Annotated in this window: 9 protein-coding genes; 1 reads left to right on the plus strand and 8 read right to left on the minus strand. The window is 63.7% G+C overall.

Features of this window, described 5'->3' with window-relative positions:
* Window positions 1-28 precede the first annotated feature (28 nt).
* The 6 genes from QX034_RS09360 to QX034_RS09385 form a co-directional block, all read right to left on the minus strand.
* Complete coding sequence (locus QX034_RS09360) at window positions 29-1,441, minus strand: amidase (RefSeq protein WP_315702840.1); 1,413 nt, start codon at window positions 1,439-1,441, stop codon at window positions 29-31.
* Window positions 1,438-1,635 carry a hypothetical protein gene (locus tag QX034_RS09365; protein ID WP_315702839.1) on the minus strand — a complete coding sequence of 66 codons (198 nt, stop codon included), beginning with the start codon at window positions 1,633-1,635 and terminating at the stop codon, window positions 1,438-1,440. The genes QX034_RS09360 and QX034_RS09365 overlap by 4 nt, the downstream gene beginning before the upstream one ends.
* Before the next feature lie 24 nt (window positions 1,636-1,659).
* Window positions 1,660-2,706: an oligopeptide/dipeptide ABC transporter ATP-binding protein gene (locus tag QX034_RS09370; protein WP_315702838.1), complete on the minus strand. Its 1,047-nt coding sequence runs from the start codon at window positions 2,704-2,706 to the stop codon at window positions 1,660-1,662.
* 4 nt (window positions 2,707-2,710) lie between these two features.
* Window positions 2,711-3,613 (minus strand): ABC transporter permease, encoded by a 903-nt coding sequence (locus QX034_RS09375; RefSeq protein WP_315702837.1) that lies wholly within the window; start codon window positions 3,611-3,613, stop codon window positions 2,711-2,713.
* 2 nt (window positions 3,614-3,615) lie between these two features.
* Window positions 3,616-4,569 carry an ABC transporter permease gene (locus QX034_RS09380; RefSeq protein WP_315702836.1) on the minus strand — a complete coding sequence of 318 codons (954 nt, stop codon included), beginning with the start codon at window positions 4,567-4,569 and terminating at the stop codon, window positions 3,616-3,618.
* A 186-nt stretch (window positions 4,570-4,755) separates the two neighbouring features.
* On the minus strand, window positions 4,756-6,372 hold the full coding sequence (locus QX034_RS09385; protein ID WP_315703184.1) for an ABC transporter substrate-binding protein: 1,617 nt from the start codon (window positions 6,370-6,372) through the stop codon (window positions 4,756-4,758).
* Window positions 6,373-6,639: 267 nt separating this feature from the next.
* Here QX034_RS09385 and QX034_RS09390 point away from each other — a divergent pair, with 267 nt between their 5' ends.
* Window positions 6,640-8,235 carry an ABC transporter substrate-binding protein gene (locus QX034_RS09390; RefSeq protein ID WP_315702835.1) on the plus strand — a complete coding sequence of 532 codons (1,596 nt, stop codon included), beginning with the start codon at window positions 6,640-6,642 and terminating at the stop codon, window positions 8,233-8,235.
* Between the two features lie 78 nt (window positions 8,236-8,313).
* Here the strand turns inward: QX034_RS09390 and QX034_RS09395 are convergent, their stop codons facing one another.
* Together QX034_RS09395 and QX034_RS09400 are read right to left on the minus strand one after the other, a co-directional pair.
* Entirely contained in the window at window positions 8,314-9,315 is a 1,002-nt protein-coding gene (locus QX034_RS09395; protein ID WP_315702834.1) for a hypothetical protein, read from the minus strand.
* Window positions 9,316-9,911: 596 nt separating this feature from the next.
* Entirely contained in the window at window positions 9,912-12,146 is a 2,235-nt protein-coding gene (locus QX034_RS09400; protein WP_315745327.1) for an adenylate/guanylate cyclase domain-containing protein, read from the minus strand.
* Window positions 12,147-12,207 lie beyond the last annotated feature (61 nt).

A 12,207-nucleotide genomic window follows, 5' to 3' on the forward strand; every position in this document is an offset into this window, starting at 1 on the left:
GCGACGCGGCAGCATATACCAGTCCTACTCATGGCAGGCTCGGCACCCTGGCGTGGAAGTCGGTGGCGCGTTGGAACGCGGCGCCGATCGTGAGCAACGTCGCTTCGTCGAAGGAACGTCCGATCAGCTGCATGCCGACCGGCAGGCCCGACGGCGTGAAGCCCGTCGGGATCGCCAGCGACGGCAGGCCGAGATAGTTGACCGGACGGGTGAAGCGCGTCAGCCGCTGGATCACCGCTTCCGCGCCGGGCGCGCCGCCGACGTCGCTCTCGACGATCGAAGGCGCGATGACCGGCGCCACCGGTGCGATCACGGCATCGAGGCTTGCCGTCGCCGCGACATGCGCGGCAAGGGCGGCGCCGCGCCAGCGCAGCGCCTCCAGATAGGTGACGCCCGGGATCGCGAGCGCGTTCTGCAACCGCATCAGCACCTGCGCGCTGTAATCCTGCGGACGTTCGATCATCCAGCGCTTGTGGAAGGCGGCCGCCTCGACCGCCAGCACCAGCTGGCACGCGGAAGACAGCTGCCGCTGGTCCGGCAGTTCGACCTGCACGACGTCGGCGCCTTCGGTCTTCAGCAGCGCAATCGTCGCATCGAGCGCCCGCGCCACCTCGGCATCGAGGTCATCGACATAGAACGATTTCGGCACGCCGATCCTGAGACCCTTGATCGAGGCCGCCGTGGCCGCGACGTAATCCTGGACCGGAGCCGCGCTCGCAGTCGGATCCTCCGGATCAGGCCCCGCCATCAAGCCGAGCAGCAGCGCGCAATCCTCCGCCGTCTGCGCCAGCGGGCCGACCGTGTCGAGCGATTGCGACAGCGGCATCGCACCGGCGCGGCTGACGCGGCCCCAGGTGACCTTGAGCCCGGTGACGCCGCAGAAATGCGCGGGCATGCGGATCGAGCCGCCGGTGTCGGAGCCGAGCGCCGCGAAGGTCAGGCGTGCGGCCACCGCGGAGCCGGAGCCGGAGGACGAGCCACCGGTGACGTGGCCGAGCTTCCAGGGGTTCTGCACCGCTCCGTAATGCGCGTTATGGCCGGTCGGGCCATAGGCAAACTCCGCCATCTGCAGGGTGCCGAGCCTGATGGCGCCGGCATCCTTCAGCCGCTGCAGCGCGGTCGAGGTCGTGGTGGCGACGAAATCGCGCCGGATCAAGGAGCCGCAGGTCGCGATGTGACCGGCGTCGTAGTACATGTCCTTATGCGCGAGCGGCACGCCATGCAGCGGGCCCTTGATATGACCTTTGGCCAGCTCCGCATCGGCCTCGGCCGCCGCCTTCAGCGCGGGCTCCGACTCGATCGCCATGAAGGCGTTGAGATGCGGCTGCCACTGCGCGATGCGGTGCAGACAGGAGCGCGTCGCCTCATAGGACGAGAGCTGCTTGGCGGCGATCGCTTTCGCAACCTCGGTGAGCGTCATCAAGGCCGGCTCGGTGCTCATCGCGCCACCTTGATCGCTTGCGCCACGACAAAGCTTTCGGGCTCCAGATCCATCGGCAAGGTGCCGGCAATCGGAGCGAAGCCTTCGAAGGCCGGCCCGACCGAATTGGCGATTCGCGTCGCGACGTCCTTGTCGACAGGAAGGCCTACGACCTCCGCGATCGCGCTCACAGCTTGTGGGGTGGGTTTGGTCATTCGCTCTCTCGTTCTCTTCGTCTCTCAGGGCGCACGGCTATGGCCTGATCCCGGGACCGCCATGTGACAGGCGGCCTGATGCCCCATTCTATCGAGCTCGGTCAATTTTGGTGCGGCATTTGCGCAGAGCGGCTCCGCGAACGGGCAGCGGGTGTGAAACCGGCAGCCGGGCGGCGGATCGATCGGGTTCGGTGGATCGCCTGAGATCGGCGGCACCTCGGTGCGCTTGTCCGGATCGGACGACGGCATCGCCGCGAGCAGCGCGCGCGTATAGGGATGCGCAGGCCGTGCCCACACCTGTTCGACCGGACCGAGCTCGACCACCTCGCCGAGATACATCACCAGCACGCGATCCGAGATGTAGTGCACGACGTTGAGATCGTGGCTGATGAAGAGATACGTCAGACCGAATTCGCGCTTCAGGTCCATCAGCAGGTTGAGCACCTGCGCTTCGACCGATTTGTCCAGCGCGGACACCGCCTCATCGAGAATGACCAGGCGGGGCGATAATGCCAAGGCCCGCGCGATGTTGACGCGCTGGCGCTGGCCGCCGGAAATCTCATGCGGATAACGGTTCGCAAAGGTCTCCGGGCGCAAGCCGACCTTGCCCAGCAACTCGCGGGCCAGTGCACGCGCCGGTCGGTCCGCCATGCCATGCACCTTCGGACCGAACGCGATCGATTCCTCGATGGTCAGGCGGGGATTGAGCGAGGCATAGGAGTCCTGGAACACCATCTGCATGCCGCGCCGCAGCTCGCGCAACGAGAGCTCGTGCCCGACCTGCATGCCGTCATAGATGATCTCGCCGGCATCGCGGTCCATCAGCTGCATCAGAAGCCGCGCGGTGGTCGACTTGCCGCAGCCGGACTCGCCGACGATGCCGACCGTCTCGCCCTTGCGGATCGCGAAGGACACATCGTCGACCGCGCGCACCGTCTTGCGCGCGCCGAACAGACCGCCGCGCACCGGGAAATGCTTGGTGAGGCCATTGACCTGCAGCAGCGGCTGCGCCGCGCCGCCGCGATCCTCGATCGGCTCCAGCCTGTGGGCGATGGAAGCACTCTCGCTCATCTCATCAGCTCCGGATGTCCATGGCGCTGCGCAGGCCATCGCTGAGCAGATTGAAGCAGATCGAGACCGCAAAGATCATGACGCCCGGCAGCGCCGCCACCCAGGGGTTGACGTAGATCGCAGTGCGCAGCGTGTTCAGCATCAATCCCCATTCCGGCTCCGGCGGCTTGGTGCCGAGGCCGAGGAAGGACAGGCCCGCGGCCAGGATCATCGACACCGAGATCAGCCCGGTCGCGTAGACGAAGATCGGCCCGAGCACATTGCCCAGCATGTGCGCGCGCATGATCGTGAAGGGGCCGGCGCCGGAGGCGCGCGCCGCCTCGACGAAATCGCGATTGCGAACGCCGGTGGTGACGCTTTCGGCCACCCGCGTGATCTGCGGCACGAACACGATGGTCAGCGAGACGATCGAATTGACGATGCCGGCGCCGAGCGCGCCGGAGATCGCGATCGCCAGCAGCACAGACGGGAAGGCATAGAAGACGTCGATCGTGCGCATGATCGCGGTGTTGACCCAGCCGCCGACATAGCCGGCGACGAGACCGAGGCCGGTGCCGATGCCGAAGGCGAAGATCACCGGCGAAATGCCGATCAGCAGCGACAGCCGTCCGCCATAGATCAGCCGTGCCAGCATATCGCGGCCCAACTCATCGGTTCCGAGCAGATAGCCCGGCGTGCCGATGTGGCGGAGGCGGCGGATCATCGAACCCTGATAAGGATCGGCCAGCCCGAGCCATGGCGCGACCAGCGCGGAGACGAAGATCAGCAGCAGGACCGCGACGCAGATCATGCTGACCTTGTCCCGGACGATACGGCGGCCGACCGTGGCCCAATAGCCGCGCCCTTTGGCAACGGGCGCGGCCTGGACGACCGCATCGGGCATTGTGCTCGACGGAGTGACGCTCATCGCTATCCCCGCTTGATGCGCGGATCGATCGCGGCTTGCGCGATATCGACCAGCAGGTTGAGGATCACGAAGAACATCGCGAGCACCAGGATCGTGCCCTGCAACAGCGGCAGGTCGCGCTGGAAGATCGCGGAATTGAGCAGCAGCCCCGAGCCCGGCCAGGAAAACACGGTCTCGATCAGGATCGAACCGCCGAGCATGTATCCCAGCTGCAGCCCCATCACCGCAAGCGCGGTGGGCGCGGCATTCTTCAGCACGTGACGGAACACCTGGGTTTCGCGCAGGCCCTTGGCGCGCAAGGCCTCGACGAAATCCTGGCTGAGGATGTCGCCGGTGAGTGCGCGCACCGTGCGCGTGATGATGCCCATCGGGATCACGGAGGTCGTGATTGCCGGCAGCACCAGATAGCGCAGATGCGCCCAGTCCCATGACCATGCGCCTGAGCCGGACGGACCGGCGCCGACCGCAGGCAGCCAGTTCAGCTCGACCGAGAAGATGATGACCAGCACCATGCCGAGCCAATAATGCGGCAGCGACACGCCGGCGATCGCGATCGAGGTCGCGACCTTGTCGATCCAGGTGTCACGGAAGTAGCCGGCGACCAGGCCGAAGAACAGGCCGAGCGAAAAGCCGATGATCGCAGCTGCGATCGCGAGCGTCACGGTGTTTGAGACCGCGCGCAGCACCTCCGCGAGCACTGGACGCCCGGTCGCGATCGAATTGCCGAGATCGCCATGGAGGGCACGCCACAGCCACAGCCCGAACTGCACCGGCAGCGGACGATCGAAGCCATAAGCCGCACGCAATTGCTGCGCGAGCTCCTGCGATGCGTCGGCCGGCAGCACCGCAACCAGCGGGTCACCGGGCGTGATGTGGACGAGCATGAAGCAGACCAGCGCGACTCCGAGAACGATCGGGATCGCATAGACGCTCCGCCTGGCAACGTAAGTAAGCACGTATCACCTGAGTTCTTCTCATCTCCCTTGGGAGACGTTGCTTCAGCTCCCCTCCCCCTTGCGGGGAGGGGGCGGGGGTGGGGTCCACAAAAGACTGCCGCCGGAGTCCCCCCCTCCCCAACCCTCCCCCGCAAGGGAGGAGGGAGCGCAGCGGCGCAAGAGGAGCGGGTTAGCAGCACATGAGACCTATGGCTCCACGGAGATCGGCGAGAAGTCGATGAACCAACTCTTCGGCTGGATCACGCCCTTCACCTTTGGACTCATGGCGCGCGGTCCGACGTCGTGCGCGACATAGAGGAACGCCGCATCGTCGACCGAGGCTGCATGCAACTCGGCCAGCGCCTTGTCGCGCTCGGCCGGATCGAAGGTCTGGCGCGCCTTCTTCACGAGCTCGTCGAACTTCGGATTGTTGATGTAGCCCCAATTGTTCGAGACCGGCGGCGCCATCGAGGACTGCAGAAAGCGCACCAGCGCGAAGAACGGATCCATCGCGGCATAGGTCACGTTGGTGGCATTAGCACCGTTCGCCGACGGATCCTTGGCGCCGCGCCGCCAATTGGTGAACAGCGTGTTCCACTCGATCACGTCGAGCTTGACGTCGAAATAGCACTCGGCGAGCGCCTGCTGCAGATACTCGTTCATCGGCAGCGGCTGCATCTGGCCGGAGCCGGAGGCCGAGGTCTGCACCTTCACCTCCAGATGCTTGTTCGGGCCGTAGCCGGCCTCCTGCATCAGCTTCTGCGCCGCGGCCTTGTCGTACTTGATCTGGAAGGTCACGTTGCCGCGCCAGGGATGCCCCGGCTCGAACGTGCCGGTCGCCGGCACCATGAGGCCGGCCAGCAAACCGTCCCTCAGGCCTTCGCGGTCGATGCAGAGATTGGCCGCCTTGCGGACGCGGATGTCGTTCCAGGGCGAACCTTCGACGCGGGAGAACTGCCAGGGCCAGACATGCGGCTGCTCATTGGCGTAGAGCTTGAATCCGCGCTGCTTGATCTCGGGCAAGGCATCGGGCGCCGGCGCCTCGATCCAATCCACCTGCCCCGACAGCAGCGCCGCCGTGCGCGCATTGGCTTCCGGCATCGGCAGCAGCACCATCTTGTCGACATGCGGGATGCGCCCCTTGTCCCAGTAGTTCGGGTTCTTGACCAACTCGAGCCGCTCGCGTGGCGTAAATTTCGCCATCATCCAGGGACCGGTGCCCGAGGCATCCTTCGAGAACGCATCCCAAGCTGCCTGCGACTTGGCCTTCGCATCTCCACTCGCGGCATCATAGAACTTCTGCCACTTCGTAGGGCTCGCCATGAAGAGGTTGGTGAGATTGATCGGCAGGAAGCTGTCCGGCTCCTTCGTCGTCAGCTCCACGGTCATGTCGTCGATCTTGCGCGCCGAGACCAGCGTCGGCATGCGCGAGGCCGTGACACCGACCTGGCTCGCATCGAATTGCGGCGCGTCCCGCTTCAGGACCTTCTCGACGTTCCACACCACCGCATCGGCATTGAACGGCGAGCCGTCGTGGAACATGACACCGGGACGCAGCTTGAAGATCCACTTGGTCTTGTCGGCATCATCGATCTTCCACTCGGTGGCGAGGCCCGGGATCACCACGCTGGGCTTCTCCGCCGACGACAGGTCCCACATCGTCAGGCTGTCGAACATGGTGACGCCGGTGAAGCGATTGCCTTCGAATCCCTGGTCCGGCTGGCCAAGCGTGCGCGGAATGTCGGCCGCGGTCATGCCGATGCGCAGAACGGATTCCGCGCCAGCCCGCGCCGGCAACATGGCAAGCGAAACCGTCGCCAGCATCGCGGCCGCAAAGGCTGCACGACCGTTCGGGGAATTCACTAAGCGCAACAGCACGATATCAATCTCCAATTTGGCTGGCTAATTGTTGAGCACTGTATGCAACGCCTGTGCCAAGGAGGACATTTTCGGGGCAGCTGCGGCGTTTGATCACACTCGTTTGTACTCAAACGAATTCGGCCACCGCTTGGCATCGGGCTTGCAGCTTTGGGCCGGTCAAATTCGAGCGTTTCTCGCTGATATCACCCCATTCCGATCGGAGTTTCCTGCATGCGTCACCGACTCTCGCTGCTTGCCGCCGCATTGGCGATCAGCCTATCCCCGCTTTCAGCAAGCGCCGAGACCGTCGTGCGCTACGGCATGTCGATGGCCGACATTCCCCTGACCACCGGCCAGCCCGACCGTGGCGCCGGGGCCTATCAGTTTACCGGCTATACGATCTACGATCCGCTGGTGGCGTGGGACATGAGCACCGGCGACAAGCCCGGCAAGCTGATTCCCGGACTCGCCACGGAGTGGAAGGTCAGCGATGCCGATAAGACCAAATGGCGCTTCACGTTGCGCAAGGGCGTCAAGTTCCATGATGGGAGCGACTTCAATGCCGACGCCGTAATCTGGAATCTGGACAAGGTGCTCAATGATAAGGCACCGCAGTTCGACAAGCGGCAGAGCGCCCAGGTGAAGACCCGCCTGCCTTCAGTCGCCAGCTACGCCAAGGTCGATGATTATACGGTGGAGATCACGACCAAGACGGTCGACTCCTTCTTCCCCTACCAGATGCTCTGGTTCCTGATTTCGAGCCCGGCGCAATACGAGAAACTCGGCAAGGATTGGGACAAGTTCGCCAGCCAGCCCTCCGGTACCGGCCCGTTCAAGCTGACCAAGCTGGTGCCGCGCGAGCTCGCCGAGCTCAGCAAAAACCCCGACTATTGGGACAAGAACAGGATTCCGAAAGTCGACAAGCTGGTGCTGGTGCCGATGCCGGAAGCGCTGACCCGCACCAACGCGCTGCTCGCCGGTCAGGTCGACCTGATCGAGACGCCGGCACCGGATGCCGTGCCGCAGCTCAAGGCCGCCGGCATGAAGATCGTCGACAACATCACGCCGCACGTCTGGAACTATCACCTGAGTGTGCTGCCGGGTTCGCCCTGGACCGACATCCGGCTGCGCAAGGCGCTCAATCTCGCGATCGACCGCGACGCGGTGGTCGGGCTGATGAACGGCCTCGCCAAGCCCGCCAAGGGCCAGGTCGACCCGTCGAGCCCGTGGTTCGGAAAGCCAACCTTCGACCTCAAATATGATCTTGCCGCAGCGAAGAAGCTGGTCGAGGAAGCCGGCTACTCCAAGAACAAGCCGCTGAAGACGACTTTCATCATCGCACAGGGCGGCACCGGACAGATGCTGTCACTGCCGATGAACGAATTCCTGCAGCAGAGCTTCAAGGAGATCGGCATCGACATCGACTTCAAGGTGGTCGAGCTCGAAACCCTCTATACGCATTGGCGCAAGGGTGCGGCCGACGAGATGAACGCCGGCATCACTGCCAACAACATTGCCTACGTCACCTCTGATCCGCTCTACGCGATCGTGCGCTTCTTCGCCTCGGACCAGATCGCGCCGGTCGGCGTCAACTGGGGCGGCTACAAGAATCCCAAAGTGGATGCGCTGATCAACGAGGCCAAGCAGACCTTCGATCCGACCAAGCAGGACGAGCTGATCGCCCAGGCGCATGCGCTGGTCGTGGACGATGCCGTTCTGGTGTGGGTCGTGCACGACACCAACCCGCATGCGCTGTCGCCGAAGATCAAGAAGTTCGTGCAGGCGCAGCACTGGTTCCAGGACCTGACGACGATCGGCGTGGAGTAACTGTCCGCGCCGACGGCCGTCGCACGCGCAAAGAAGCCCGGCCATCTGCCGGGCTTCTTCAGCACGACAGCCAATATTTCATTTGCCGGCGACCAACGCGCCCGAGTCGAACTTGTACGACGCTTGGAGAAAGCCGCCGTACCGCTCGTAGCTGAATGTCGTGGGCGATCCCGGGACTCCTGGGAATTGCGTGGTCCCGCTGGTCGTCCGGGCGTACCAATAGCGGCCACCGACGCCGACGCTGAAATTTCGCGTCACGTCGTATGACACGATGCCCTCGAGCTGATAGCCCCAGCCATTTCCGGACTGCGGAAGCGGGTTGATGTCGGGCCGCAGCCAGTGATTATCGAAGCCGGTCAGACGGACGTAGGGCAGAACAGCGCCATCGAGAGTGACGTTCCAGTTCTGGCCGAGCTTGAAGACGCCGTTCAACCCCACGCGAAGCGAGTCCCAGTGCTCGGTCTTGCTGAGCACCAGCACGCCTCCGGCAACAGGATCGAAACCGCAGATGAACGGATTGGTCGCAACCTGAACGCATCCGTATGCGTTGACAGTTTCGTAGAAATGGTTGTAGCCGACGAAGCCGCCGACCTTGAACGCCGGCCCTCTCCAGAAGTTATAACCGGCGTCGATCGTGCCGTACCAAAGCCTGCCGCTGTTCACGTCGCTGACAGTGTTCGAGTATGGAATGACCGCCGGCGGATAGTCTTCGTCGTTGAGCGTACCGTTGAAGATGTTTCCGCCGCCTGCAAAGCCCTTAGCGAAGAAGCCGATATTGTGATCGACCCTGGCGAAGCCCTCACCGGCATGGCTGTTGAGATTCTTGTAGGTCAGCTGGGAATTGATCTGACCAGCGACGAAAGGATCGCCCAGCGTGTAGCGGGTGCGGCCCGAGCTGTAGAAATAGCGAGCACCGACCTCGAACTCCCACAGCGAAACCGGCGGAGGCGGCGCCTTGACCGGAAGATCCGCGGCCGAGACCGCGCCGACCCCGAGCACAGAGGCCGCAGCCGCGATGAGGCCGCTCGTGACCGGTAGAGAGAAATGCTTGATCGACCCCCATGCCGACCTTCTTTGCATCAGAGCAGCCGCACTCTTGTCCTCGGAACACTGCATCGATGCCCCCATCTGCAGCAATTTCTATCATGAGTAGAGTTATGCTATGAATTCGCCCGGATTCGCACAACCCGACCTCACATGATGCAAGATGCTTCTTGTCCCGCTGTTGCAGCCAGGCAACAAACGCGAAGTGCTAGACATCTGTTCGATCGCGTTATCCCTGTACCGATCCTGCAGCGCAGCACGCATTATCGTGCCGTCAAGCTCACGGTCGTCGTGCTCGCGCTCATCAGCAAGCTCGTGGCCGTGGACGCCCAGACATCATCCAACGGACCTGCAGGTGTGATCGCCCCATCGTCATCGAAACACGATCCGGGCAAGCTGCCGCGCGCCAAGCGAAGCCTCCCGCCGCCGCACTCCACTCGCCACGCCCCGGCAGAAGGGCGCAGCACGCGCTGCCCACCCTACTCGGCTTACGTTGTCTGCAAATGATTGTCATCGCGCGGCAGCTAACAAGCGCCGCTAGGTCCGGCTTTCGAAGTTCGGCTGCGCATTGATACCGAAAATCGCCAACGAGATCCGCCGCGACCGCTGCGACATCGGAATCGGAGCACCTGTTATTTCGTCAGCAATGCGTAGGCGCCGTTCCAATCTTCCGGCGGCGGATTGATCTGGTAGTTGCGGATTCGCACTTCGTAAAGGTCGTAAAGCTTCGCCAGTTCGTCGCCATGGCTGGTCTTGCGACCGCGCGCGATCGCCGCCAGCGCCTCCTCCCAATCGCGGCTGCGATAGGCTGCCAGCGTCTCGATGGTGAGATTGCGCAGCTGCTGGAAACGTTCGGAATACATCACATCCTCGCGGCCGGTGATGGCGTAGATCACCTCCGGCTCCTTCTTGCCCTTGACCATGATGAAGTCGAGTTCGAGGATCGCGAGCCTGTCCTTGACCGCGAGTGCGGTCTTCGAGCCGACGATGATCGGAAAGCCGTATTCCTTCGACTGGCCTTCGAGGCGCGACGCCAGGTTGACGCTGTCGCCCAGCACTGAATAGTCGAAGCGGAGGTCGGAGCCGAGATTGCCGACCACGCAGGTGCCGGTATTCAGGCCGACGCCGACATTGAGTGGGATGTAGACGTGGCCGCCATGCTCGGCCTCGCTTTCACGCTCCTTGTTCAGCGCATCGACCCGCTCCAGCATGTCGAGCGCCGCTTCGCAGGCATTCAGCTGATGCTGGGGATCATCGAGCGGCGCGTTCCAGAACGCCATGATGGCATCGCCCATATATTTGTCGATCGTGCCCTTGCGGAGCAGGATCGCATTGGTGAGCGGTGTCAGGAAGCGGTTCATCAGCCGCGTCAATCCTTGCGGATCGTGCTTGTAGCTCTCCGAGATCGTGGTGAAGCCACGCACGTCGGAGAACATGATGGTCATCTCGCGCTCCTCCCCGCCGAGCACGAGCTTCTCCGGCGAATGCGCGAGCTGCTCGACCAATGCCGGCGACAGATATTGCCCGAACGCCGAACGGATCTGCCGCCGCTGGCTCTGCTCGCGCACGAAGCTCGCGAAGATCAGCGTCAGGTAGATCGCCGTGGTCGAGAACATCGGATAGGTGAAATCGATCAAGAGCCGATACTGCGTGTAGCAGTACCAGGAGATGCCGATCAGCAATGTCGCGAACACGCCGCCCGCGACGACCAGCGTGACCGCCCCGAGCTGCGGCGCGAAGCCGATGACCAGCAGCCCCAACGTCACCGCAACGAAGAACTCCGCCGCGAAGCCCCAGTTCGGCTGCCGGACGATGCCGCCGGTCAATGCGCTTTCCAGGACTTGCGCATGCACCTCCACTCCGGGCATGGCGGGCGACACCGGCGTGGTCTTGATGTCGTTGAGGCCGGTGGCGGAGGTGCCGATCAAGACCAGCTTGCCCTGGATCTTCTCCGGTGGGACGCGGCCTTCCAGCACATCGATCGCCGACACATAGATCGAGGGATCGTGCGGCGCATAATGCAGCCAGAGCTGGCCATTGGCGTCGGTTGGGATCACCAGGCCCGGGAACGACAGGCTGATAATGCCACCCTCATCCGCCTTGGTCAGGATCGTATCGGAACGGCCCGCGACCCGCAGCATCTCGAAGCTCAAGGACAGCATGACCACGCCTTGGGCCACCATGATCATCGGCACCCTGCGGATGATGCCGTCGCGCTCCGGCTTGATGGTAAACAGGCCGCGGCCGGCAGCCGCGTGCTCGATCACCGGCAGGTTGCGCAACAGCCCGGGAAAATTCCACATGAACGGCTGCGGCTCCGCGCCGCGAACCGCAAGACCGGTGACCGGCAGCGTCTTGTCGAGATTGCTCTGCACTATGGGACCGCCGGATTCGCCGAGCACGACGAGCGACTTGCGCAAGGCATCCGCGAACACCTGGTCATTCGACGGCAAGGCTCGCAGCTTGTCGCGCGTCGCTTCATCGAGATCCTGAAAGGTATCGGCAGCGATATCGGGGTTGAGCCGGTCCGGCTCGGCGAATACAGCGTCGAAAGCGATCACGACGGCACCCAGCCGCGTCAGATCGGTAACGATCTCCGCAAGCCGCGTTCGCGGCCACGGCCACTGCCCAAGCTTCGGGCTGGCAAGGCTGGCCTCATCGATATCGACGATCGTGACCGGCCTTATCGTCTTCACACGCGGCCGAAGCGCCTGGAAATTGTCAAAGGTGCGCACGCGCACTTCCTGGACCGGCGCAGGATCGGCGAGCCGCAGGGCCGCACACCCCGTCAGCAGCACGAGGCAGACCAGCCGCGCATAGCCGAACCTGCGCGCGAACCAGCGTGGCACTGCTTTCAACCGCTTCATGGGACTCCGCTGCTACGCCGCGAGGCGGCCGTGCGATCGCAAAACGACCGGCTCTTTATCC

Source organism: Bradyrhizobium sp. SZCCHNR3119 (assembly GCF_032487775.1).
GTDB lineage: Bacteria > Pseudomonadota > Alphaproteobacteria > Rhizobiales > Xanthobacteraceae > Bradyrhizobium.

Bases quoted from the DNA above. Each gene is read 5' to 3' on its own strand.
- QX034_RS09360 (WP_315702840.1), bottom strand. From the start codon at position 1,441: ATGAGCACCGAGCCGGCCTTGATGACGCTCACCGAGGTTGCGAAAGCG.
- QX034_RS09365 (WP_315702839.1), bottom strand. From the start codon at position 1,635: ATGACCAAACCCACCCCACAAGCTGTGAGCGCGATCGCGGAGGTCGTA.
- QX034_RS09370 (WP_315702838.1), bottom strand. From the start codon at position 2,706: ATGAGCGAGAGTGCTTCCATCGCCCACAGGCTGGAGCCGATCGAGGAT.
- QX034_RS09375 (WP_315702837.1), bottom strand. From the start codon at position 3,613: ATGAGCGTCACTCCGTCGAGCACAATGCCCGATGCGGTCGTCCAGGCC.
- QX034_RS09385 (WP_315703184.1), bottom strand. From the start codon at position 6,372: ATGCTGGCGACGGTTTCGCTTGCCATGTTGCCGGCGCGGGCTGGCGCG.
- QX034_RS09390 (WP_315702835.1), top strand. From the start codon at position 6,640: ATGCGTCACCGACTCTCGCTGCTTGCCGCCGCATTGGCGATCAGCCTA.
- QX034_RS09395 (WP_315702834.1), bottom strand. From the start codon at position 9,315: ATGCAAAGAAGGTCGGCATGGGGGTCGATCAAGCATTTCTCTCTACCG.
- QX034_RS09400 (WP_315745327.1), bottom strand. From the start codon at position 12,146: ATGAAGCGGTTGAAAGCAGTGCCACGCTGGTTCGCGCGCAGGTTCGGC.